This window comes from Acuticoccus yangtzensis (genome assembly GCF_001927245.1).
Lineage (GTDB): Bacteria > Pseudomonadota > Alphaproteobacteria > Rhizobiales > Amorphaceae > Acuticoccus > Acuticoccus yangtzensis.
Genome location: NZ_MJUX01000001.1, coordinates 1,267,668 through 1,291,126, shown reverse-complemented (window position 1 = coordinate 1,291,126; position 23,459 = coordinate 1,267,668). Strand labels below are relative to the sequence as shown.

Sequence of the window (23,459 nt, the reverse complement as noted above, 5' to 3'; positions counted from 1 at the left end):
GCCGTCTGCCGTCTGTGCGCACACGCCCAGGGGGGCGCGGGACGTCCCTAAGCATGGCGCACAAGCTGGGGCAGGGAGAAGCGCGGCGCGGGGTCGCGCTGTCGGCGGGCAGCTCGGCGGGTGAGCGATCCCGCCGCCTTTCACGCTTCGACCGTTGGGCACCGCCAGCGGTGAACGCCCGGCGGCCACGGCCAGGGACTGAATGCCCGGCGGAACAGTCAGCGGGTGAAGATGCCCGGCCAAGCCGTCAGGGGTGAAGATGCCCAGCTGGGCCGCGGCCTGAGGGGGAGGTGCCCGGCGAGCACCATCAGGGGGCGACGATGCTCTTGCGGCCAACGATAGGGGGTGGCGACGCGGCAGGGCTCAGCGGGCCAGCATGCCGGTGAGATTGCTGCGGACGGCGGGCCATTCGCCGGGGAGGATGGAATAGACCACCGTGTCGCGCAGGCTGCCGTCGGGCGCCACCTGGTGGTTGCGCAGCACGCCGTCCAGCTTGGCGCCCAGCCGCTCGATCGCCTTACGGCTCTGCCGGTTCATGAAGTGGGTGCGAAATTCCACCGCGATGCAGTCCAGCGTGTCGAAGGCGTAGCCGAGCAGCAGGCGCTTCGCCTCGGTGTTGAGCGGCGTGCGCTGCACTCGGCGCGCGTACCAGGTGGAGCCGATCTCCACCCGCTGGTTGGTGTTGTCGATGTTCATGTAGGTGGTCATGCCGGCGATGCGCCCATCCGCGTCGATCACCGTCCAGGGCACCATCGAACGGGCCTCTTGGAGCCCCAGCCGCCGGTCGATCTCCCGCGCCATCCCCTCCGGCGAGGGCACCGACGTGTACCATAGGCGCCAAAGGTCGCCGTCCTTCGCCGCCTCGACCAGCCCGTCATGGTGGGACGGGTCGAGCGGCACGAGGGTGACGTGGTCGTCCGTCAGCGTGGCGGCGATGATGGGGGGCTTGGCGGTCATGGGTCTCGTCGTGCAGCGGGGGCGAATGGCGGGGCGAATGGAGGCGCAAGAGGGCGTGCGGGCTGAAGCGGGATCAGGCGCGGGCGGCGGCGCCCGAGGCGGCCCTCGCCGCGGCGTCGGCATCGTCGATGGCGGTGGCCTTGAGATAGGCGGGGCGTGCCTTCAGCCGGTCGGCATAAGCAGTGAAGGCGGGACGCGGCTCTATGGTGCCGAAGCTGGTGCCGAAAATCACCTGCGCGCCGACATAGACGTCCGCCGCCGTGAAGGTGTCGCCGGCGACGAAGGGACCGGCCGACACCGCGCCCTCCAGCACGTCTAAGGTGCGCTCGTAGCTGCCGAAGCCGACCATGCGTTGGCGCACGGCCGGGATCTCGAGCTGTAGCGTGCGGGTGGTGACGGCGGCCTCCACGCAGCCCGCCGCGAAGAAGAGCCAGCGATAATAAGCGCCGCGGTCAGCCGGGGCGGGGGCGAGGCCCGCCTCCGGAAAGGCGTCGGCGAGGTAGGCGCAGATCGCCGCGCATTCGGTGACGACCTGGCCGTTGTGGACGATCGCGGGGACCTTGCCCATCGGGTTGATGGAGCGGAAGGCGGCGCCGGCCATGCTGGGCTCGGTATCGTCGTAGTTGAGGATGACGGCGTCATAGGGGCCGCCGGTCTCTTCCAGCATCCACCGGGCGATGCGCCCGCGCGACATCGGGTTGGTGTAGAAGACGAGGTCTGCCATGCGGCCCTCCCGGCCAGCGCCGCAACCGGGCGCGATCTGTCCCCGCAAGACCCGTCGAGGCGGGTCCGGCTGCCGCAGAAGGGCGCTGCGGCCCAGGGCAGGAGGTTTCGATTAGCGGCAACATACCGCAACATCAACGCGCTGCGGCGGGGGCGGCGATCACGCTTTGTGACCGATCCGCAAGGCGAGGCCGTGCCGCGCGACGCCATGCCCGGCGAGCGGTTGCGCGCGGCGGCGTGCCGAGGCCCAGGTCCGCCACGGCCGGCGGCGCTGCAAAACGGGCAGAACGGCGAGTGAGATGGTGGGATGGCCAGTGCCGCGGGACCGGCGAGGGCGCTGGGGAGGGGGCGCCGGGGAGAGGCGCCACGCGGCCAATGCCGGCTCGGCAGGCTCGAAGCCGCTCGACGACGGGGCGGCGGCCGCCACAGGTCGGCCGGCGGTGCGGCTCAGTCTTCCAGATATTGCCGCGTGATCCAGGTCGCGGCGAGCACGGGCTTCAACCCGCCTTCGACCTCGACCGTCACCGACCAGGTCAGGGTCAGCTCGGCGGGGGTCTGATCGTCGAGATGGGTGAGGGAGAAGCGGCCTCGAACCCGCGAGCCGCAGCGTACCGGCGCCAGAAAGCGCACCCGGTCGAACCCGTAGTCCAGCGTCATGCGCACACCGGCGCGCGGCGGCAGCGCGTCGTTCGACATGGCCGGCAGAAGCGACAGGGTCAGGAAACCGTGGGCGATGGTGCCGCCGAAGGGCGATTCCACCTTGGCGCGCGCCGGGTCGACGTGGATGAACTGGTTGTCGCCGCTCGACTCGGCGTGCCGGTCGATCAGCGCCTGGTCGACTTCGAACCAGCGGGAGACCCACATCTCACGCCCGACCGCCTTGCGCAGCTCAGCCAGCGTCAAGCCATCTTTTTCAAGTGCCAGCGGGTCCATGCCTTCTCCCCAAAGTTCGTGCCCAGGACATTCGCGAACGATGCTAAGTATGAGGCATCTTCGCCCATCGTTGTGACTTTTAGGTATGCAAATGCATGGGGAGGGGGGCGCTCGCTATGCATCGAACCCGGTTGTTCCGCAGAACATTGCAGCGGACGGCTCATCATTGGCGACAGATTGGGCGGATAGCGCCCTGGCCGGGGAATTGCATCGCAATGAGGCAGGCGCGGCGCGCTCGGATGGCGCCGGCGCTGCCTTGTGGACAGGGGAGACCACGATGACCACCGAAGCCGACAAGGATGCCCCCCTGCGTGAGGATATCCGGCTCATAGGCCGTCTCCTCGGCGAGGTCGTGCGCGCCCAGGAAGGCGGCGAGATCTACGCCCTGGTCGAGCAGGTCCGCAAACTCGGCCTGCGCTTCCACCGTGACGACGACCCCACCGCCCGCGACGAGTTGGAGGACATCCTGTCCCACCTGTCGCGGGGCGGTGCGATCCAGGTCATCCGCGCCTTCAGCTACTTCTCCCACCTCGCCAACATCTGCGAGGATCAGCACCACATCCGCCGCAACCGTGCGCACCAGATCGCCGGGTCCGAGCCGCGCAGCGGCAGTCTCGACATGACCATGAAGCGGCTGAAGGAGGGCGGCATCGGCACGACCGAGATCCGCCGCGCCCTGGACAAGGCCCTCATCAGCCCTGTTTTGACCGCCCATCCGACCGAGGTGCGCCGCAAATCCGCCCTCGACCGCGAGCGCGAGATCGCCGCCATCCTCACCGCGCGCGACCGCGGCAACCTCACCCCTCAGGAGGAGGCCGCCACCGAGGGCACGCTGGAACGCGCCATCCTGACGCTGTGGCAGACGTCCATCCTGCGCCGCAACCGCCTCGGCGTGCCGGACGAGGTGGTGAACGCGCTCGCCTACTACGACTATACGTTCCTCGAAGAGCTGCCGCGGCTCTACAACATGCTGGAGGACGATCTCGGCGCCAATCCGGCGGAAGATCCGCTGCCGGCCTTCTTCCGCATGGGATCGTGGATCGGCGGCGATCGGGACGGCCACCCCTTCGTCACCGCCGACGTGCTGAAGACCGCCACAGGCCTCAACAGCGACAAGATCTTCGACCACTATCAACGCGAGCTCTTCAGCCTGGCGGGCGAATTGTCGCTGGACGAGCGGCTGGTGAAGGTGAGCGCAGAGGTGGCCGAGATGGCCGCCCTCGCCGATCCGACGCCGCATCAGGCCTCCGAGCCCTATCGCCGGGCCCTGAGCGGGGTGAGCAAGCGCATCGCCGCAACCCGCGCCGCGCTGCACAAGCCGAACGGTCACCTCGACCCGCCGCCTTATGCCGGGCCGGACGAGTTCCGCCAGGACCTCGCCGCCATCCACCGCTCGCTGTCGGCCAACGGGTCGGCAGGGCTCGCCAACGGGCGCCTGCGCCACCTTCGCCGCGCGGCCGACATCTTCGGCTTTCACCTCGCCACCATCGACCTGCGCCAGAATTCCGACGTCCACGAGCGGGTTCTGGGCGAACTCTTCACGAAGGCCGGCGTGACCGCGGACTATGCCGGCCTCTCCGAAGACGACAAGATCGCGCTTCTGTCGGCGGAGCTGGGGACGCCGCGCATCCTCGTCTCACCCTTCCTCGATTACAGCGAGGAGACCGAGAAGGAGCTCGGCATCCTGCGTCAGGCGGCGGCGGCGCGCGCGGCCTATGGCGACCGGGTGATCGAAAACGCGATCATCTCCAAGGCGGATTCGGCCAGCGACGTTCTGGAAGTGGCCGTGCTCCTGAAGGAAGTCGGCCTGATGCAGCCGATGGACCACACGCTGGCCCTCAACATCGTGCCGCTGTTCGAGACCATCGGCGATCTGCGCGCCGCGCCCGGCATCATGGACCGGCTCTTCAGCCTGCCGGTCTACAAGCCGCTTCTGGACAGCCGCGGGCGCATGCAGGAGGTGATGCTCGGCTACTCGGACTCCAACAAGGACGGCGGCTTCCTCACCTCGCGCTGGGAGGTGTTCAAGTCCGAGCACCAGCTCGTCGACGTGTTCGCCAAGCACGGCGTGTCCATCCGCCTGTTCCACGGCCGCGGCGGTTCGGTCGGCCGCGGCGGCGGGCCGAGCTATGAGGCGATCGTGGCCCAGCCCGCGGGCGCGGTGACCGGCGCCATCCGCATCACCGAGCAGGGCGAGGTGATCACCGGCAAATATTCAAACCCCGAGCTGGGGCGGCGCAACCTCGAGGCGATCCTCGCCGCCACGCTGGAGGCGACCATGCTGCCGGAGGCCGCCGGCTCCTCGCCGCCGGAATTCATGGCGGTGATGGATGACCTGTCCGAGCGCGCCTTCAAGGCCTACCGCGCCCTGGTCTACGAGACAGACGGGTTCGAGGATTATTTCTGGTCCTCCACGGTGATTGGCGAGATCGCCAACCTCAACATCGGCTCCCGCCCCGCAAGCCGCAAGAACTCGCGCGCCATCGAGGATCTGCGGGCGATCCCTTGGGTGTTCGGCTGGTCGCAGTGCCGGCTGATGCTGCCGGGCTGGTACGGCTTCGGCACCGCGGTCGAGGGCTATCTGGCCGACAACGAAGGCGGGCTCGACATGCTCCACCGCCTCGCCGCCGAGTGGCCTTATTTCGATACACTCCTGTCCTCGCTCGACATGGTGCTGTCCAAGACCGATATCGCCATCGCCTCCCGCTATGCCGAACTCGTCACCGACAAGGCGCTGCGGGACGCGATCTTCCCGCGCATCCGCGCCGAGCACGACCTGACGAAGGCGATGCTGTTCAAGGTGAACGGCCAGACCGAGCTGCTGGCGGACAACCCGCTGCTCGCCCGCTCGATCCGCAACCGCTTCCCCTATCTCGACCCGCTCAACCACCTTCAGGTCGAGTTGATGAAGCGCCACCGCGCGGGCGACGCGGACGACCGGGTGCCGCACGGCATCAACCTCACCATCAACGGCATCGCCGCCGGGCTCAGAAACTCCGGCTGAGGCTGAGGGCTCTCCCCCAGGAGCGGTGATAGGCCGCTGCTTTGCGATCGGGGAAACCGAGATAGGGATCGTCTATATTCCGCTCCCCAAATTCTGATTGGACGATAGGCGGTCTCTTGCCTACATGTCCAATCAGAACAATTCGAGGAGCCCAATCCGATGGTCGATCGTCCCAAGCTCACAACCTCCGGCGGCGCGCCCTGGCCGAACAACCAGGACTCCATTTCGGCAGGCAAGCGCGGCCCCGTCCTGTTGCAGGACTACCAGCTCATCGAAAAGCTCGCCCATCAGAACCGCGAGCGGATCCCCGAGCGCACGGTCCACGCCAAGGGCTGGGGCGCGCACGGCAAGCTCGTCATCACGGGCGACATTTCGAAGTACACCAAGGCGAAGGTGCTTCAGCCCGGCGCCGAGACGCCGATGCTGGCGCGCTTCTCCACCGTCGCGGGTGAGGCCGGCGCCGCCGACCACGAGCGTGACGTGCGCGGCTTCGCGCTGAAGTTCTACACCGAAGAGGGCAACTGGGACCTCGTCGGCAACAACACGCCGGTCTTCTTCGTGCGCGATGCGTACAAGTTCCCGGACTTCATCCACACCCAGAAGCGTCACCCGAAGACCAACATGCGCTCCCCGACCGCGATGTGGGACTTCTGGTCGCTGACGCCGGAAGCGCTGCACCAGGTCACCATCCTTATGTCGGACCGCGGCCTGCCGCAGACGCCGATGAACATGAACGGCTACGGCTCGCACACCTTCTCGCTGTGGAATGACGCCGGCGAGCGCTACTGGGTGAAGTTCCACTTCAAGACCCAGCAGGGCCACAAGTGGTACTCCAACGAGGAGTCCGAGCAGATCATCGGCCGGACCCGCGAAGGCTACCAGGAAGCGCTGTTCAACGGCATCGAAAAGGGCGAGTACCCGCGCTGGACCTTCCAGGTGCAGATCATGCCCGAGGAAGACGCCGAGAAGACGCCGTACAATCCGTTCGACCTCACCAAGGTGTGGCCGCACAAGGATTACCCGCCGATCGAGGTCGGCTATTTCGAGCTGAACCGCAACGCCGACAACTACTTCACCGAGATCGAGAACGCGGCCTTCTCGCCGTCGAACATCGTCCCGGGGATTTCGTGGTCGCCGGACAAGATGCTGCAGGCGCGCATCTTCTCCTATGCCGACGCGCACCGTCACCGCCTCGGTACGCATTATGAGACGATCCCGGTGAACCGCCCGCGTTGCCCGGTGCATCACTATCACCGCGATGGTGAGATGAACATGTACGGTGGCCTCGCCTCCGGCAACGAGAACGCCTACTACGAGCCGAACTCCTTCAACGGCGCGCAGGAAGACCGGTCCGCGCAGGAGCCGCCGCTGAAGATCTCCGGCGATGCCGACCGCTACGACCGGACCGAATACGACGATTACGAGCAGCCCCGCGCGCTCTATGCCGAGGTGATGAGCCAGGAGGAGCGCGACCGTCTCCACGCCAACATGGGCGGGGCGATGGTCGGCGTGCCGACCGAGATCGTCGAGCGCTGGTTCGGCCACCTGCGGGCCTGCGATCCGCGCTACGAGGCCGGTGTGCGTGCCGCCTGGGAGGCGAAGAGCCGTGACGCGGGCTACGACCCGAACGGCCTGCCGATCACCGGCAACACGCCGCAGAAGACCGCCGGCAACGCCGCCCACGGCCTGCCCGGCATGTCCCACGCGGCGGAATAAGCCGTCGAGGTTTGCCGGGGGCGGCGCGACAGTGCGCCGCCTTCGTGCGAAGCCTGCACCTATGAGCGAAGCCCGCGGCCGACGCCGCGGGCTTTTTCGTGGTCAGTCCTTCGTCACCGTCTGATCGCCCGCCAGGATCGCTTCGACCCACGGCGGGATCCTGAGGCCCGCGGCGACCTTGGCGTCGGCCTCCGCCTCGGCCGTCTTGACGCGCTCCAGACCCTCCAGCGCCTCGTCGATGCGCTCGAACGGGACCACGACGACGCCGTCCTGATCGGCGATCACCATGTCGCCCGTCTCGACCTCCTGGCCGCCGATCTGGATGGGGAAGCCGACCATGCCCGGCCCCGTCATCTGCGGCGATGCGGGCGTGATCCCGGAGCACCACACCGGCAGGCCCGTGGCGATGACGCCCGGATAATCGCGCATCGGCCCATCCGTGACGAAGCCGATGGCGCCGCAATTCTTCATCATCCCCGCCAGCCGGTCGCCGGCGACGGCGCAGCCCTGATAGCCGCCGAACGCGGTCAGGAGGATGTCGCCCGGCACCAGTGAGCCCAACGCGGCGAAGGTGCCGAGAACGTCGCCCGGCGTGCATTCGGCCGTGAGAGCCGGGCCGGCGATGGTCGGCTGGCGCTCCCGCCCGGCCAGCGGCACGATCGCCGAGGACAGCGCGCCGCGATTATAGAGCGCGTCGACCACGAAGCCGGTCGGCACACCCTGGAAGGCGGCGATCTGTGCTTCCGTCGGCCTGCGCCTGGTGCGCTTGATGCTGATGAGGGGAGGGGCTTCGATCACGGGTCAGGCTCCAGATGCGGCACGGCGGCCGGCGGAATGTCGGGCGTGCGGACGAGCGTCGCGGTGGGGGCGCGGCGGATGGCGGCGCGCCCTCGCCGCGAACCGCCGCGCACGGCGTCAGAACTCGACGCGGTCGCCGCCCTTCAGCGACAGGATTTCGCGCGCCTCGTCCGGTGTCGCGATCTCGAGCCCCAGGCCCTCGATGATGCCGCGGGCGATGGTCACCTGCTCGGCATTGGTGGTGGCGAGGCGCCCCTTACCGGCCCACAAGTTGTCTTCCAGCCCGACGCGCACGTTGCCGCCCATCGCCGCCGCGATGGCAGCGATCGTCATCTGGTTGCGCCCGGCCCCCAGCACGGACCAGCGATAATCGCTCCCGAACAGCCGGTCCGCGGTGCGCTTCATGTGCGCCACGTCCTCCGGGTGGCCGCCGATGCCGCCCAGAATGCCGAACACCGACTGCACGAAGAAGGGCGGCTTCACCAGACCGCGGTCGACGAAGTGGGCCAGCGTATAAAGGTGGCCGATGTCGTAGCATTCGATCTCGAACCGCGTGCCGTTTTCGGCGCAGGCAGTCAGGATATGCTCGATATCGCCGAACGTGTTCTTGAAGATCCGGTCCTTGGAGCCTTCCAGGTAGGGCTTCTCCCAGTCGTGCTTGAACTCCTTGAAGCGGTTCAGCATCGGGAACAGGCCGAAATTCATCGACCCCATGTTGAGCGAGGCGACCTCCGGCTTGAACACCTCGGCCGGCTTCATGCGCTCTTCCACCGACATCGTCGGCGCGCCGCCGGTGGTGATGTTGATGACCACGTTGGAGCGCTGCTTCACCACGCCGAGGAACCGGCCGAAGGCTTCGGGCGACTGGTCCGGCAGCCCCGTCTGCGGATCGCGCGCGTGAAGGTGGACGATGGCGGCGCCCGCCTCGGCCGCGCCCACCGCGGCGTCGGCGATTTCCTCCGGCGTGATCGGCAGGTGCGGCGACATCGAGGGCGTGTGGATCGACCCTGTGACGGCGCAGGTGATGATGACCTTGTTGGCCATGAAAGCTCCTATGTATCGGCGGAGGAAGCGGGGGCGGGCGCGAAGGGCGCGGCAGCCCTCTTGTGGGCGGCGAGGGCGGCGAGACGGGCATCGCGCCAGCGGCTCATCTCGGCGACGGCTTCGGCCGAGGGGGCGGCGCCCCAGGCCTCGATGCAGCGGTCGATATTGTCGGGGTTCAGCGCGGCCTCGCCGTCGAACCCGGCGGCCACCCGCGCGAAGAAGGGACCATATCGGGTGAGATAGTCGGCAAGGCCCGCGGGTGCGTTCAATTCGCCCACCTGGAGCGGGCCGATGAAGGACCACCGCAGCCCCAGCCCCTCGGCCACCGTGGCGTCGAGGTCCTCGGCGGACACGTAACCCTCGCCGACGAGCCGCAGCGCCTCCACCAGAAGCACGGCCTGAAGGCGGTTGAGGATGAACCCGTCCACCTCCTTCTTCACCGTGATGGGCTTCTGGCCCAGCGCCTCGAACATCGTGCGGGTGCGGGCGACGACGGCGGGGTCCGTCCACGGCGCGCCGGAAAGCTCCACCACCGGCACCAGATGCGGCGGGTTCACCGGATGGGCGACGAGGCAGCGCGCGCGCCCGGCGAGACCCTCGGTGAAGAGCGAGCATTGCAGCGCGGAGGTGGACGAGGCGAGCACCGTCTCCGGCGCCGCGAGCGCATCCAGCTCGGCGAAGATCGCTTGTTTGGTGGCGAGCACCTCCGGCCCGTTCTCCTGCACGTGGGCGGCGCCATCCAGCGCGGCGGCGAGGCTGGGCGCTGCGGAGATGCGGGCGAAGGCGGCGGCGAGATCGTCGCAAAGGCCGTGGGCGGCGAGGGTGGAAAGGCCCGCCTCGCATGCGGAAAGGGCGTTTGCGGCCGCACCATCCACCGGGTCGAAGAGGCTGACGGACCAGCCGCCGCGGGCGAACACCATCGCCCATGCGCGTCCGATCAGTCCCGCGCCGATGATCGCCGCCTTCATGCCGTCCCCCCTGGCGCTGTTCCGTGGACGAGGCATTCGCCTCCCTCGGCCGGATCAGCGCAAAACCTGCCGTCGCCGCTTGCCGCGGTCTGTGATCACACTTACGCTGAACCAAGTCTCCTCGTTTGTCGAGAGCGTTCAATGCCCGAAGCCAGCGCCGTTGTTGCCAGCTCCGAGAGCGGCCGTAAGGTCACGCTCGGCACGCAGGTCTACGCGGCGCTCAGTCAAAGGCTGGTGGGCGGCGAATTGGCACCGGGCGAGAAGATTTCGCTGCGCCACATCGCCGAAACGCTCGGCACGTCCGTCATGCCCGTGCGCGAGGCGGTGTCGCGCCTGGTGGCGGACGGCGCGCTGGAGGTTTCGCCCAACAAGGCGGTGGCCGTGCCGGTGATGACGCGCGAGGCCTTTTGCGAATTGACCACGGTTCGCGTGGCGATCGAAGGGTTCGCCGCCGAGCAGGCCGCCTACAACCACAAGAACAGCGATATGGCCGGCATCGCGGCCCATGACGCGGCCTTCCGGCGCGAGTGCGAGGCGGCGATCCCGGACCGCGTCGCCGCACTGAAGGCCAATCGCAATTTCCATTTCGCACTTTATGCGGCGGCCGATCTGCCGACCTTGATGCCCATCATCACCGGGCTTTGGCTGAAGATCGGCCCGGTCCTGAACCTCGATTTGCGCCTTTCTTCGCAGCGGCTCGCCATCGGCGGGGCGGAGGCGCAGCATGCGCGCGCCATCGCCGCCGTGCGGGCGCGTGACGGGAAAGAGGCGCGCGCCGCCATCAAACAGGATATCGAGACGACGGCGGGGCTGATCGCCGCCACCGGCCGCCTCGCACGCTGACCCAACGACAACGAGAAACGAGGGGAGACGACCATGGAGCTTGGACTGAAGGGCCTGAAGGTGCTCATCACAGCGGGGGCCGGGGGCATCGGCCTTCAGACCGCGCGCGCCTTCGTGGAAGAGGGCGCGCGCGTCCACGTGTGCGACGTCGATGAAGCCGCGCTCGAGGCGCTGGAGGCGAGCGATCCCGCGATCAAAGGCACCGTGTGCGACGTATCTGACCGCGCGGCGGTGGACCGGCTGTTCAAGGCCGCGCTCGCCGACCTCGGCGGTCTCGACGTCCTCATCAACAATGCCGGCATCGCCGGGCCGACGAAGTATGTCGACGAGGTGGAGCCGGAGGAGTGGGACGACTGCCTCGCCATCTGCCTCACCGGCCAGTTCAACTGCGCGCGCCTCGCGGTGCCGCATCTGAAGCAGTCGTCCAACCCGCTCATCGTCAACCTGTCCTCGGCGGCGGGCAAGTTCGGCTTCGGCCTGCGCTCGCCCTATGCGGCGGCCAAATGGGGCGTCATCGGCTTCACCAAGTCGCTGGCGATCGAGCTCGGGCCGTTCGGCATCCGCTGTAACGCGATCCTGCCGGGGCTGGTGGCGGGTGACCGCATCCAGCGCGTGTTCGAGGGCAAGGCGCGGGCGAAGAACGTGAGCGCCAAGGAGATCGAGGCGGCGGCGCTCGCCATGAACTCCATGCGCACCTTCGTCACCGCGCGGCAATTGGCCGATCAGATGCTCTTTCTTGCCTCGGAGCGTGGACGGACCATCTCAGGTCAGGCCATATCCATCGACGGTGACACCCAATCGCTGATGTAACCGGGCCACCAGTCCCCGCCTTTGGGCCGTCTCAGGCCCGACCTTTCGCCAGGAAGAGAGATGTCATGTCCAATCGCACTGGGCGCATCGAAGATGCACGCTTCATCACGGGAACGGGCCGCTATACGGCGGATGTAACGGCGCCGGACGCGCTGCGGGCGGTCTTCGTGCGGGCGCCGATGGCCTCGGCCCGCATTTCCGATATCGGCACCAGCGCGGCGGCGGACATGGACGGCGTGCGCGCGATCCTCACGGCGGCCGACCTCGCGGCGGACGGGATCGGCCCTGTGCAGGCCCCGCTCAACGTCACCGGGCCGGACGGCAAGGTGTGGAGCCAGACCGCGCGGCCTCTCTTGGCGGACGGGCGGGTCCGCTTCGTCGGCGAGCCGGTGGCCTTGGTGCTCGCCGACAGCCGCGCCGCGGCGATGGACGCCGCCGAGGCGGTCGAGATCAACTATCACGACGAACCCGCGGTGACGACGGTGGCCGAGGCCAAGGCGCCAGGCGCGCCTCTGGTGTTCGACGACCGCCCCGGCAACATCGGCTTCGAGTGGGGGCACGGCGACCGCGCCGCGGCGGAGGCGGCGATCGCGGCATCCGCCCATACCGTGCGGGTGAGGACGCCGGTGACGCGCGTCGCTCCGGCGGCGATGGAGCCGCGTAACGCTCTGGCGCGTGAGGAGAACGGGCAGACCACGCTCTACGTCAGCCATCAGCAGCCTCAGGGGCTGCGTGGTGCGCTGGCGTCCGCCTTCGATCTGGCGCCGGAGGCCGTGCGCGTCGTGGCCGGCGACGTCGGCGGCTCCTTCGGCATGAAGATGGGGCCGATGCGCGAGGAGATGCTGATCTTCTACGCCGCGCGCAAAATGGGCGTTCCGGTGCGCTGGATCGCCGACCGTACCGAGGACTTCCTCACCGACGAGGCCGGCCGCGACGTCCTGCTCGACGTCACCCTGGGCCTTGATGCGGACGGCATCTTCACCGGCCTGTTCGTGGAGTTGTGGGCCAATCTCGGCGCCTATGCCACGGGCCGGTCGCAGCCGCCGATCTTCAATGTCGGCGGCATCGCCGGCGTCTACCGCACGCCGGTCATCGCCGCGCGGCTGACGGGCATGCTGACCCATACGGCACCCGTGTCGGCCTATCGCGGGGCGGGGCGGCCGGAGGCGACTCTCGCCATCGAGCGGGCGGTGGACCAGGCGGCGCGCGAATTGGGCATCGACCCGGTCGAGATCCGCCGCCGCAACCTCATCACCGCGGACGAGATGCCGTGGGAATCGCCCTTCATCTTCAACTACGACTGCGGCGACTTCCCCAAGGTGCTGGCCGACGGCACCGCCTTCTGCGACGTCGCTGGTTTTCCGGCACGGCGCGCGGCCAGCGAGGCGAAGGGCCTCCTGCGCGGCCTCGGCGTCGCCATGTGCGTGGAGGCGGCCGGCGGCCCCTACAAACGCACGGCGACGGACTATTCGGACATCACCCTCGGCGCCGACGGCAAGATCCTTCTCACCGGCGGGGCGTTCAGCGCCGGGCAGGGGCTCGAGACCGCGATGATCGACGTGGCGGCCGAAAAGCTGGGCCTGTCCCCGGACCTCTTCAGCTACGCGCAGGGTGACACGGCCATCGTTCCCGAGGGCAAGGGTATGGGCGGCTCTTCGGCCATGATCTCGTGCGGCGCGGCCGTCCTCATGGCGGTCGACGAGCTCGTCGCCAAGGCCAAGACCAAGGCGGCGGACAAGCTCGAGACCGCCGAGGCGGACATCGAATATGAGGCGGGCGTGTTCCGCGTCGTCGGCACCGACCGCGCGGTGGGCCTCGCCGAGCTCGGTGCCGAGGCGGCCGCGGCGGGTGATCCGCTCGCCGGTGCGGGTGCGTTCAAGCCGGAGGAGGCGACCTTCCCGAACGGCTTCCACGTCTGCGAGGTGGAGGTGGACCCCGACACGGGCGCCTGCGTGATCGCCAGCTACAAGGCCGTGGAGGACATCGGCCGCGTGCTCAATCCGCAGCTTGCGTCCGGCCAGATCCACGGCGGCGTGGTGCAGGGGCTCGGACAGATCTTCCAGGAAAACGTCGTCTACGCCCCCGGCGACGGGCAGCTTCTGTCGGCCAGCTTCATGGACTATTCGGTGCCGCGCGCTGACGACATGCCCGCCATCGCCACCGGCTTCTCGAACGTGGAGACGGCGCTGAACCCGCTGCACGTGAAGGGTGTCGGCGAGGCGGGCTCGGTCGGCGCCGTCGCGGCGGGGCTGAACGCGGTCAACGACGCGCTCGCCTCGCGCGGGGTGGGCGCGTTCGACATGCCGGCGACACCGCTGCGGGTGTGGCAGGCGCTGCACGCGGCCGGCGCCGCTTAACGGCGGCGGGACGACAACGGACGCGCCGGCATTCCCTGCGAAGATTTGCGTGAAAGCGGGGCCTATGCTAGGCGCGTTCGACTGTTTCCGGCGAGGACCATGGATGTTTGGTCGAGTTGCCTGGGTGGGCCCGTCGTTGGCCCTGTCTCTTCTTGCAACCCACAGTCTGGCTGATCCCCTCACCGCGCAGGAAGTGCGGGACTTCATGCTGGGGGTGAAAATGTCGGGCGTGCTCGTCGAGACAAACGAGCAATGGTTCGAGTGCATCTCGCCCAACGGCGAGACCGTCTACAACATCGAAGGGCAGATCTCGACCGGCTTTGTGGAGATCGACGAGGACGGGCGGACCTGCTTCACCTATCCGCGGGCGACCACGACCTCCACATCGTGCTTCACGGTCGAGGAGCAAGATGGCAAGAAGGTCTTCGTCGAAGTGGCGAGCAAGCTGCGTTTCCGGGTGGACGAGCTCGACCCCACGTTCGACGATTGCCCGATCTCCGCACCCGTGAGCTGACTGTTTCACCCCCCATGACTTTCCCCGACACGGGCCGCGCCGTGCGCCCGTCCGCGGCCTGCCGCGCGACCATCCTTCCCGCATCCGTCTGCACGGCGGCAGCGGTCCGGCGTTTACCGTGCTGACGATCGCCCTCGTTCTCGTCACCATCTTCATCGGATCGGTGATGAAAGGGGCCATCGGCATCGGCCTGCCGCTTCTGGCGACGCCGGTCCTGTCCATGCACCTCGGCGTTCCGGCGGCGATCGCCATCGTCGCCGTGCCGATCGTCGTCACCAACATCCAGCAGGTGGTGAAGTTTCGCGCCGAGCTGCCGAAGCAGCGTTATCTCGTCCCCTATCTGATTGCGGGGATGGTTGGCGTCGGGGCCGGCACCTTCGTCCTCGCTCATGCGCCGGTGGACGTGTTGCAGATCGGCCTCGGCGCCGCGGTGCTCGCCTATCTCGGCTCGCGCGTGCTGTTGCCCCCGTTCGAGGTGTCGATGGAGGAGAGCCGCCGCCTCGGCGCGCCGTTCGGCTTCCTCGCCGGGCTGATGCAGGGCGCGGTGGGGATCTCCAGCGTGGTCAGTATCGCCTTCCTTACCGCGCTGAAGCTGGAGCGTCCCGGCTTCGTCGGCAGCATCTCGGCGATGTTCCTCGTGCTGTCGGCCATCCAGATCCTCGCCCTTCTCGTCGAAGGGACGATGACGTGGGAGCGGTTCGGCCTCGGCGTCCTGTCCTTGGTGGCGACCGTGGTGGGGATGCCGATCGGCGACCGTCTCGCCTCGCGCCTCAGCATGGACGGCTTCCGGCGGATCATCTTCGTCATGCTCGCCTTGCTGGCGGCGCTCCTCGTCGTCAGCGGCATCGGCGCCCTTCTCTGACGCGGCGGGTTCGAGGGGAAGGGCGGGGCCCGCACGCACATCCGCTGGCGCCGGGCCGCCGGCTGTGACAATCCTCTGGCGTCGGCGCAATGGTTGCGCCTCGTGCGGACGGACCCACCATGTCGTTTCAGTTCAAGCCCACTGACGCCACGTTGCAGGATGCGGTCCGGCGGGTGGCGCGCTCGCAGATCCGCCGCGCTCTGGAGGAGGCGGCGGCGACGTCGGACCTTGCCACCGCCGTCCACCGCGTGCGCCGCCGCACCAAGAAGCTGCGCGGCCTCGTGCGGCTCGTGCGGCCGGGCCTCGCCGATTATGGCGACAAGAACGCGACCTTCCGCGATGCTGCGCGCCGCCTTTCGACGGTGCGTGACGCGGCTGTCCTGCTGGAAGCCTTCGACGGTCTCGCCGACGCCTGCGGGCCGCGCTTCGACCGCGCCGCCGCCGCCACCGTGCGCAACGTCCTCGTCGACAGGCGGCGCGAAGCCCACGCCGACGCCTCCGACCTCGCCGACGCGATGGCGGACTTCCGCGCCACCATGGCCGGCGCGCTCGACGATGTGCGCGAGTGGACGGTGAAGGGCAAGGAGGCCGCCACCGTCGCCGAAGGAGTCGAGGCGATCCTGCGCCGGGCGGCGGACGATCTCGCCGCCGTGCGCAAGAAGCCGAGCGCGGATCGCCTGCACGACCTTCGCAAGCAGGTGAAGTATTATCACGCCCACATCCGCCTCCTGCGCGATCTGTGGCCGGGGCCGATGAGCGCGCTCGCGGACGAGGTGGAGGCGTTGACCGACCGGCTGGGCGAGGAGCGCGACCTCTCCCTTCTCGTCGCCGCGCTGAAGGACGCTCCGCTGGCGGCCGATCTGGTGGCGCCCGTCGTCACCTTGGCCGAGGAGCGCCGCGCCGCCCTGCATGCCGAGGCGATGATGCTCGCCGCCCGCGTCTTCGCCGATGATCCGAAGGTGGTCGCCCGCCGCATCGAGGCGCTGTGGAAGGCATGGCGCCGCCAGCCCGTGGACGACCCCGCCGCCGACGCCGAGCCGGAGACGCCCTCGACCGGTGAGCTGGAGATCGAGCGCAAATTCCTCGTCGCCGGGGACGATTGGCGCGCCGCCGCCAAGAGCAGCGCCGAGATCGAGCAGGGCTACATCGCCGTGACCGGCCGGGTCAGCGTGCGCGTGCGCATCAAGAACGGCAAGGAGGCGACGATGACCGTGAAGAGCAGCGGCGCCACCCTCAGCCGCACCGAGATCGAATACCGCATCCCGCTCGCCAAGGCCGAGGCGCTGATGGCGATGGCGGAGGGCACCACCATCCGCAAGCGCCGGTTCATCGTTCCCGTCGGCGCCGCCACCGTGGAGGTGGACGAGTTCGCGAGCCCCGAGCCCGGTCTCGTCCTCGCAGAGGTGGAGCTGCCCCGGCCGGATGCGCCCGTCCCCTACGCCGCCTGGCTGGGGCGCGAGGTGACCGGCAATCCGCGTTACTACAACGCCGCGATGGCCGGCGTCGTGCCCGCCGCGGCCGCCGAGGAGGAGGGCGCGCCGTGAACGACACCACCGACCGCGCCTTCACCGGCGGCGACTACGGCATCGGCAACGAAAATTGGTTCGGCGGGGCGACGAGCCTGTTCCGCCGCCGCTACCAGCGCGACCCTTCCGGCGCCGACGTCGCCGTTCTCGGCATCCCGTTCGACCAGGCGGTGACGAACCGGCCGGGTGCGCGGCTCGGCCCCCGCGCGGTGCGCGCCGCCTCCGCCAGCGTCACCTGGTCCGGCGGGCCGTGGCGCTGGACCGCCGACCCCTTCGCCGGGCTCAACGTGGTCGACACCGGCGACCTTGCCTTCGACATCGGCGACACCGCCGCCTTCGCCGCCACGCTTCAGGCGCGCGCGGCCGAGATCATCGCCACCGGGGCCAAACTCTTCTGCCTCGGCGGCGATCATTTCGTCACCTACCCTGTGCTGAAGGCCCATGCCGCCCGCCACGGACCGCTGGGACTGGTGCAGTTCGATTCCCACTCCGACACCTGGCGCGACAACGGCCGGCGGATCGACCACGGCACCATGTTCTTCCGCGCCGTCGAGGAAGGCGTGATCGACCCCGCCCGCTCGGTGCAGGTCGGCATCCGCTCCGGCAACGAGGAGACGTTCGGCCTCACCACCATCGACGCCGACGCGGTGGCCGACCACCCGCCCGCCGCCGTCGCCCGCCGCATCGCCGAGATCGCCGGGGAGGGGCCGTCCTACCTCACCTTCGACATCGACGTTCTGGACCCCGCCTTCGCGCCCGGCACCGGAACGCCCGTCTGCGGCGGCCTTTCCACCGGCACCGCCGAGCGCATCCTCACCGGCCTCGCCGGCGTGCCCTTCGTGGGCATGGACATCGTGGAGGTCGCGCCCGCCTACGACCACGCTGAAGTCACCGCACTCGCCGCGGCGACGATGGCGCTGAACATGATGGGGCTGTTCGGCGTGATGAAGGGCGTGCCGGGGCTGGCGCCGCGCGTGACCGGCTCACTCTGAACGGGCGGCGCGAGGCCCCGAACCACGCCGCCATGTCAGAGGATGACGTCGTCGACTATCGTGGCGGGATCGAACGCGAAGACGCCTTCGAGCATGATCGTGCCGGTCGCGTTGCCCGACACCGTCAGGAGCGTGCCCTCGGCCGTCGTCTGGATCGCGACGTCGTCAAGGCTCGCACCGCGGATCTCGATCGTGTCGTCGGCAGCATCGAACCCGGCCACGGTGTCGTTGCCGAACCGTCCTTCGAATATCAGCGTGTCGCTCCCGCCGCCCGGCAGCAGGATGTCGGACCCGTGGCCCCCGATCAGACTGTCGTCGCCGCTGTTCCCCACCAGGGTGTCGCGGTGATCGCCGCCACGTAACGTATCGTCGCCCGCCCCGCCGTAGAGGCTGTCGGCCCAGCCCCCGCCGTTGAGCTGATCGTTGCCGCGTTCGCCGCTGAGGGTGTCCCGGCCGCTGCCGCCATTGACCACGTCGTCGTGCCGGCCGGCGAGAACGAAGTCGGCCCCTTTGCCGCCCCAGATGCTGTCTCTTCCGCTGTCGCCGTAGATCGCATCGTCGCCCGCGTGGGCGACCAGCCGGTCGTTGCCGCGCCCGCCGTGCAGCCGGTCGTCGCCCTGTCGGCCCAACAGGGTATCGTGCTGGTTGCCGCCCTGCAGCGTGTCGCCGCCCGGACCGCCGTCGACGAGATCCGAACCGGCATTGCCGGCGATCGAATCGTCACCGGCTCCGCCGCGGATGGTATCGTCCCCGGCCCGCCCCGCCGCATGGTCGTCCCCACCGCCGAGCACCATGCGATCGTCATCCGCACCGCCCCGAACGAGGGGGCCGAGGGCCGCGCTCTCGTCGTCGAACGTGCTGCTGAGCGGGGCGTCGCCATAGGCCTCGATCAGGCGCTGCCATAGCGCGCCGACGGTTTCCTGATGCGCCGGGACATCGGCGAGGTTCCGGTTCTGCTCCATGTCGCCGACCATGTCGTAGAGCTCTTCGGTCCCGTCCGCATAAGAGATGTAGCTGTAGGTCTGCGTGCGGATCATCACGCTGTCGCCCATCCAGGTGAACACCGCGCGATCCTGCGAAAAATCGGGATCGGCAAGGAAGGGCATCAGGCTCTCCCCCTCGAGCCGGCCGGGAATGTCGAGACCTGCGGCGTCGAGAAGGGTCGGGAAGAGGTCGAGGAGGCTGACCACCTGATCGACCGTCTCACCGCCTTTCGTGACCCCCGGCACGGCGAAGATGAAGGGGATTTTCGCCGCCTCCTCCCAAAGCGTGAACTTGCCCCACCGGTCGTCGCGGTCGCCGAGGTGGTAGCCGTGATCGCTCCACAGGGCGATCACGGTGTCCTGGGCATGGCCCGTCCGCTCGACGGCGTCGAGCACGCGGCCGAGCTCCCAATCCACGTAGGTCACGGTGGCGAGATAGGCGCGCACATACTCCTTCCACGACTCCGGCGTGTCCGGTTTGGGATGCCAGCCGCGGTATTTCAGATCCTCGAGCACGGCGGCGGGAATGCCCGCCAGATCGTCCGCCCCCTCGCCGGGCGTGTCGATCGACTCGATCGGGTAGAGATCATAGAACCGCTCGGGAACGGTGAAGCTCTTGTGGGGTTTGACGAACCCGACGTTCAGCATGAACGGCGCGTCACCGTCGTATCGCTCCAGGAAGGCGATGGAATTGTCGGCAGTGATATTGTCCGCCATCTCGTCGGTGAACGCGTCCGGCATCGGTTCGATTTCGCTTCCGGCGGGTTCGCCGCCGCGATAGCCGATCACCGTCGTGTATTCGCTGAAGAGCTTGGCGCCGAGATCCGGCGCAATGTCCTTCTGATGAAAGACCTTGCCGTAGGACGCGACGTGAAAGCCGTTCTGCAGGAACGTTCCCGGCAGGGTGTCCTCCGGCGCGACGCCGCTGCGCCAGCTCTCCTGATTGGTGAAGACTCCGGTCGTCACCGGGGCCTGGCCGGACAGGGCTGCCGTGCGCGCCGGGCTGCACAGGGCGACCGGCGTGTAGGCGTTGGTGAAGGAGGTGCCGAGGTCGGCCATGCGGTCCAGATTCGGGGTGACGACCCGATCCGTGAATATCGAGGCGGCACCGATCCAGTAGGCCAGATCGTCGAAGGATATGTTGATGATATTCATGGAAGAATGCTCTTTGACGGGGTGCATCATCGGCAAAGCCGCGCGCCATTCATGGCAGCGAGGCGGCGGCCCCGCGTGGCGGGACCGGGGCGCAAGGGCTGGTCAACGTCAGCGCGCACGGCCGAAGGCTGCTGCTTCCCTGTGTGCGGCGGGCGCCTTCAGGGCGCGGCCGGACCGGCGCAGGTGAGAGGGACCGGAGCGCGGCGAGACCCCATCGCGGAGCAGCGGCGGACGGGCCGTCGCGCGCAGACCGCACCCGGGCCCGCGGATCAGCACCGGGCCCACTGCTCTCGTGCCGTGCCGTCGGCGACCATCTCTTCGCTCGGGTTCGGCTCCGTGTCGTCGTCTTCGTCTCGGTCGGCCTCGGCGGCGGCGGCCTCGGTCCTGTCGAACAGCGGCTCACCCTTGACGCGCAAACGGCTGATCGTATTGAGCGTCTCGTCGACGACGAGCATCACCGGTTGGTCGATGCGCTTGAATTCGAGGAGATATTCCAGCATCTCCCACGCCTCGCGCGGCATGATGGCCGGCCCGCCCACCTTCGTGCGGAGCAACCGCGTCATGCCCTGAAGTGTCGTGGTGACGACCTGGCCGGGCGAAAGAGGCTGGCCGGCCTCTCTGCGATGCCAGGTCAGGATTTCGCCGGGTTCCAGCACGTTCACGGTCGACTGCTGGAAGTGGCCGTCCAGATGACCCGGATCATCGAGCTGGGCGCAGAACAACATCTCGTGCCGGTTCCTGAGAACCACCATGCCGCCGTCGGTCTCATAAAGCTGCGTCAGCGTTTTCATGAAGCGAGCCGGCGCCTGAAGCCTGGTGGCGTCCTGGATCGCCTCATCCAGCGTGAAGAGGCCGGTCACAACCGGCGTGAATGTCCGGTTGTCTTTGCCGATCCGAAAGACGGAAAGGTAGACGGAGAAACGCGTTGCCTCCGCAGGGATGCTCGTGTTGCTCATGACGGGGTCCAAACATGTGTGCGGCGTTGAAGAGCGGCGGGTCCGCGGGCGCCATACGTGCCGCAACGCAAGGGTCCTGGCCGGACGCATCGTGCGGCGCGTGGTGCGGGCGCGTGGTGCGGGCGGTCGAAGGGAGCCGAGGAGCGCTACCGGTCGCGGTGCATGCGCGTTCCGGTGTGACCGGGAGCGGGTGCGGCCCGGCGCGAGCGCGCCCGCCACGAAGGGATGCGTCCATGCATGGTCATGTCCTCGGTGCCGCGGCGCCCGTTGCGTCCGCCCATGACCAGACGGTGCGCGAAATCCGGCGGCTTATTTCAGCAGCCCTTCACATTTCGGGGGGCTGTGCGGCATGCGAACCGCGCGGTTCGTCCCGCGCCCCCGGAGCGCACTTCAGACGAGGATGAAGGCGTCTTCGTCGAGCGCGTTCAGCCCGATCAGGCGGACTTCGACTTCCGCAGTCTGCGGATCGAGGTCGGTGTTGCCGATGATGGTGACGACGGGGCCGCCCGTCTGCGGGTCCGTCAGGTCGATCCGATAGGTGAGCTCGCCGAGGCCGGGGATCTGCGAGCGGCCGACGAACGTGAAGGCATCGAACTCTTCGGTTCGCGGATCGGCATCCACGTCGGTCAGGTCGAGACGATCCTCGCCGTTGACGAAGCCGAACACCACGTCGGTTCCAGCAAGGCCGAGGACGATGCGGTCTGTCCCCGCGCCGAGATGGATCACGTCCGCGCCGAGCCCGCCGCGGAGCACGTCGTTGCCCTCGCCGGCGGACAGGGTGTCGGCGTTGCGCCCACCGTCCAGCGTATCGTCGCCGCTGCCCCCGGTGAGGCTGTCGGCGCCCAGACCGCCGTTCATGCTGTCGTGGCCGCGCCCGCCGATCAGCGTGTCGTCCCCTGAACCGCCGTCGAGCGTGTCGTTTCCTCCGCCGCCGTCCAGCCAGTCCGCGCCGGAACGTTGGCGGATCTCGGCCGGGGACAGTCTGCCGTTGAGGAGGAAGTCCTGGAGGTCGCCGAACAGGGCGTCGTCGTGCCGGCCGCCGATGACGCGGTCGTCTGCGAAGCCGCCGACCAGCGTGTCGTCGCCGAGATTGCCGAACACCGTATCGTCGCCGTTGCTGCCCAGCAGGCTGTCGTCGCCGCTCTGACCGACGAGCCGATCGTCGCCGATGCCGGCGAACAGGAAGTCGCGGTCGGCCCCTCCGACGAGGGTGTCGTTGCCGGGACCGCCCCTCAGTGTGTCGCTCCCGTCGCCGCCGAGAAGCCTGTCGTGGCCGCTCTTGCCGAACAGCGCATCGTCGCCGGCGTTGCCGTCGAGGCGGTTGTTCACCCTGTTGCCGATGATCGTATCGCGCCCGGCGCCGCCGGTGGCGTCCTCGATCACGGTGCCGACCGCCAGCGACAGGTTGCCCTTCTGCCCGGCGATGTCGGACGCATGCGTCTCCGTCATCGTGCCGTTGACGATCGTGAGATCGATGCGCTGCTGATAGGAGAGGGCATAGTCGAACTTCAGATGATCCCGCCCCCCGGCGTCGTAGATCGTGAAGGCGGCTTCGGAGATCAGCGTGGCGAGATTGTCCAGCGACCAGGGCAAATCGCCGCCGCTATCGGCGCGGCCGTAGACGGTGGGTCCGTCGAACGCGGCGCTGAGGTCGTAATATCGCTCGAGTGCCAGAAAGTCCGCCTGGCGCGGGGTCAGCAGGTAGAGGCGCGAGGTCGCTCCATCGTCGGCCGGGTTCTGCAACTGGTCGACGTAGGACATGATCGACACGTCCCAGCTGTCGTTGTCGAGCCGGGTTCCAGGCCGTCCGGCCACCATGGTCTCGCCGAGGCCGAGAACGTGCAACACCTCGTGCAGGAAGGTCTGGTAGTGGTACTTGTCGACGTCGGACAGGGTCGCCCCCGGCGCCGGCTCTTCGTCGAGCGTCCGGCTGAAGTCGCGCGGGACGTTGGTGAACGCGTAGAGGACGCTCTCACCCTTCAGCCGCGGCAGGGTGGACGCCGCGACATTGCCCGGACCATCGCTGAAGAACACGTCCGTCGTACGCGCCTTGGACGAGGTCGTCTGCTGAAAGGCGATGTCGCCGAACAGCGCGTCATAATAGGACATGACGTTCTGGACTTGCGCCTGGCGGACGGGAAGAAGGCCGTTGGTGTCGGACTGGTTGCCGACGCGGTAGCCGGTGATGTTGTATTCGAGGCGGTCCTCTTGGAACCAGCGCGTGGTCTCGTCCGTGAGTGACCAGTATCCGCTGACCAGGCGATCCGCGACGGTTCCCAACGTTGCCATCCGCCCAATCCCCTCAACACAAAAACATA

At 68.5% G+C, this 23,459-nt stretch carries 18 protein-coding genes; 9 read left to right on the top strand and 9 right to left on the bottom strand.

All coding sequences use genetic code 11. The annotated features are described in order from the left end of the window. Positions 1–363: 363 nt before the first annotated feature. From BIX52_RS05765 to BIX52_RS05755, 3 genes are all read right to left on the bottom strand, one after another. Positions 364–957 (bottom strand): GNAT family N-acetyltransferase, encoded by a 594-nt coding sequence (locus BIX52_RS05765; RefSeq protein ID WP_075219944.1) that lies wholly within the window; start codon positions 955–957, stop codon positions 364–366. Positions 958–1,030: 73 nt separating this feature from the next. Then, entirely contained in the window at positions 1,031–1,681 is a 651-nt protein-coding gene (locus BIX52_RS05760; RefSeq protein ID WP_075219943.1) for a glutathione S-transferase family protein, read from the bottom strand. Between the two features lie 446 nt (positions 1,682–2,127). After that, complete coding sequence (locus tag BIX52_RS05755; protein ID WP_245803116.1) at positions 2,128–2,583, bottom strand: MaoC family dehydratase; 456 nt, start codon at positions 2,581–2,583, stop codon at positions 2,128–2,130. 307 nt (positions 2,584–2,890) lie between these two features. Between BIX52_RS05755 and ppc the strand changes: the two genes are divergently transcribed. Together ppc and BIX52_RS05745 are read left to right on the top strand one after the other, a co-directional pair. Then, positions 2,891–5,617 (top strand): phosphoenolpyruvate carboxylase, encoded by a 2,727-nt coding sequence (gene ppc / locus BIX52_RS05750; protein WP_075219941.1) that lies wholly within the window; start codon positions 2,891–2,893, stop codon positions 5,615–5,617. A gap of 159 nt (positions 5,618–5,776) precedes the next feature. Then, positions 5,777–7,333: a catalase gene (locus BIX52_RS05745; protein ID WP_075219940.1), complete on the top strand. Its 1,557-nt coding sequence runs from the start codon at positions 5,777–5,779 to the stop codon at positions 7,331–7,333. Between the two features lie 102 nt (positions 7,334–7,435). On the opposite strand, the gene BIX52_RS05740 is transcribed toward BIX52_RS05745, so the two are convergent. The 3 genes from BIX52_RS05740 to BIX52_RS05730 form a co-directional block, all read right to left on the bottom strand. Next, on the bottom strand, positions 7,436–8,131 hold the full coding sequence (locus BIX52_RS05740) for an RraA family protein (protein WP_075219939.1): 696 nt from the start codon (positions 8,129–8,131) through the stop codon (positions 7,436–7,438). A gap of 117 nt (positions 8,132–8,248) precedes the next feature. Further along, positions 8,249–9,175 carry a 3,5-dioxohexanoate:acetyl-CoA acetone transferase gene (gene kce / locus BIX52_RS05735; RefSeq protein WP_075219938.1) on the bottom strand — a complete coding sequence of 309 codons (927 nt, stop codon included), beginning with the start codon at positions 9,173–9,175 and terminating at the stop codon, positions 8,249–8,251. An 8-nt stretch (positions 9,176–9,183) separates the two neighbouring features. Continuing rightward, a complete protein-coding gene (locus tag BIX52_RS05730) occupies positions 9,184–10,143 on the bottom strand; it encodes a 3-hydroxyacyl-CoA dehydrogenase (protein WP_075219937.1) in 960 nt (319 codons plus the stop codon). 141 nt (positions 10,144–10,284) lie between these two features. Between BIX52_RS05730 and BIX52_RS05725 the strand changes: the two genes are divergently transcribed. From BIX52_RS05725 to speB, 7 genes are all read left to right on the top strand, one after another. Further along, a complete protein-coding gene (locus BIX52_RS05725) occupies positions 10,285–10,986 on the top strand; it encodes a GntR family transcriptional regulator (RefSeq protein ID WP_075219936.1) in 702 nt (233 codons plus the stop codon). A 33-nt stretch (positions 10,987–11,019) separates the two neighbouring features. Further along, positions 11,020–11,796 carry an SDR family oxidoreductase gene (locus BIX52_RS05720; protein ID WP_075219935.1) on the top strand — a complete coding sequence of 259 codons (777 nt, stop codon included), beginning with the start codon at positions 11,020–11,022 and terminating at the stop codon, positions 11,794–11,796. Between the two features lie 65 nt (positions 11,797–11,861). After that, on the top strand, positions 11,862–14,153 hold the full coding sequence (locus BIX52_RS05715; RefSeq protein WP_075219934.1) for a xanthine dehydrogenase family protein molybdopterin-binding subunit: 2,292 nt from the start codon (positions 11,862–11,864) through the stop codon (positions 14,151–14,153). A 103-nt stretch (positions 14,154–14,256) separates the two neighbouring features. Then, entirely contained in the window at positions 14,257–14,667 is a 411-nt protein-coding gene (locus BIX52_RS05710; RefSeq protein ID WP_139312716.1) for a hypothetical protein, read from the top strand. Between the two features lie 118 nt (positions 14,668–14,785). Then, positions 14,786–15,529 carry a sulfite exporter TauE/SafE family protein gene (locus BIX52_RS05705; protein WP_075219932.1) on the top strand — a complete coding sequence of 248 codons (744 nt, stop codon included), beginning with the start codon at positions 14,786–14,788 and terminating at the stop codon, positions 15,527–15,529. Positions 15,530–15,648: 119 nt separating this feature from the next. After that, positions 15,649–17,073: a CHAD domain-containing protein gene (locus BIX52_RS05700; RefSeq protein ID WP_075219931.1), complete on the top strand. Its 1,425-nt coding sequence runs from the start codon at positions 15,649–15,651 to the stop codon at positions 17,071–17,073. Then, positions 17,070–18,047 carry an agmatinase gene (gene speB / locus BIX52_RS05695; protein ID WP_075219930.1) on the top strand — a complete coding sequence of 326 codons (978 nt, stop codon included), beginning with the start codon at positions 17,070–17,072 and terminating at the stop codon, positions 18,045–18,047. Before BIX52_RS05700 ends, speB begins: the two co-directional genes overlap by 4 nt. A 35-nt stretch (positions 18,048–18,082) precedes the next feature. Here the strand turns inward: speB and BIX52_RS05690 are convergent, their stop codons facing one another. The 3 genes from BIX52_RS05690 to BIX52_RS05680 form a co-directional block, all read right to left on the bottom strand. Beyond that, on the bottom strand, positions 18,083–20,185 hold the full coding sequence (locus tag BIX52_RS05690; RefSeq protein WP_170126397.1) for a sulfatase-like hydrolase/transferase: 2,103 nt from the start codon (positions 20,183–20,185) through the stop codon (positions 18,083–18,085). A gap of 269 nt (positions 20,186–20,454) precedes the next feature. Continuing rightward, positions 20,455–21,153, bottom strand: coding sequence for a hypothetical protein (locus BIX52_RS05685; protein WP_139312715.1), 699 nt, complete (start codon positions 21,151–21,153; stop codon positions 20,455–20,457). A gap of 378 nt (positions 21,154–21,531) precedes the next feature. Next, positions 21,532–23,430: a M10 family metallopeptidase C-terminal domain-containing protein gene (locus tag BIX52_RS05680; RefSeq protein WP_075219927.1), complete on the bottom strand. Its 1,899-nt coding sequence runs from the start codon at positions 23,428–23,430 to the stop codon at positions 21,532–21,534. Positions 23,431–23,459 lie beyond the last annotated feature (29 nt).

Bases quoted from the DNA above. Each gene is read 5' to 3' on its own strand.
- BIX52_RS05760 (WP_075219943.1), bottom strand. From the start codon at position 1,681: ATGGCAGACCTCGTCTTCTACACCAACCCGATGTCGCGCGGGCGCATC.
- BIX52_RS05690 (WP_170126397.1), bottom strand. From the start codon at position 20,185: ATGAATATCATCAACATATCCTTCGACGATCTGGCCTACTGGATCGGT.
- ppc (WP_075219941.1), top strand. From the start codon at position 2,891: ATGACCACCGAAGCCGACAAGGATGCCCCCCTGCGTGAGGATATCCGG.
- BIX52_RS05715 (WP_075219934.1), top strand. From the start codon at position 11,862: ATGTCCAATCGCACTGGGCGCATCGAAGATGCACGCTTCATCACGGGA.
- kce (WP_075219938.1), bottom strand. From the start codon at position 9,175: ATGGCCAACAAGGTCATCATCACCTGCGCCGTCACAGGGTCGATCCAC.
- BIX52_RS05720 (WP_075219935.1), top strand. From the start codon at position 11,020: ATGGAGCTTGGACTGAAGGGCCTGAAGGTGCTCATCACAGCGGGGGCC.
- BIX52_RS05710 (WP_139312716.1), top strand. From the start codon at position 14,257: ATGTTTGGTCGAGTTGCCTGGGTGGGCCCGTCGTTGGCCCTGTCTCTT.
- BIX52_RS05725 (WP_075219936.1), top strand. From the start codon at position 10,285: ATGCCCGAAGCCAGCGCCGTTGTTGCCAGCTCCGAGAGCGGCCGTAAG.
- BIX52_RS05765 (WP_075219944.1), bottom strand. From the start codon at position 957: ATGACCGCCAAGCCCCCCATCATCGCCGCCACGCTGACGGACGACCAC.
- BIX52_RS05730 (WP_075219937.1), bottom strand. From the start codon at position 10,143: ATGAAGGCGGCGATCATCGGCGCGGGACTGATCGGACGCGCATGGGCG.
- BIX52_RS05680 (WP_075219927.1), bottom strand. From the start codon at position 23,430: ATGGCAACGTTGGGAACCGTCGCGGATCGCCTGGTCAGCGGATACTGG.
- BIX52_RS05745 (WP_075219940.1), top strand. From the start codon at position 5,777: ATGGTCGATCGTCCCAAGCTCACAACCTCCGGCGGCGCGCCCTGGCCG.
- BIX52_RS05700 (WP_075219931.1), top strand. From the start codon at position 15,649: ATGTCGTTTCAGTTCAAGCCCACTGACGCCACGTTGCAGGATGCGGTC.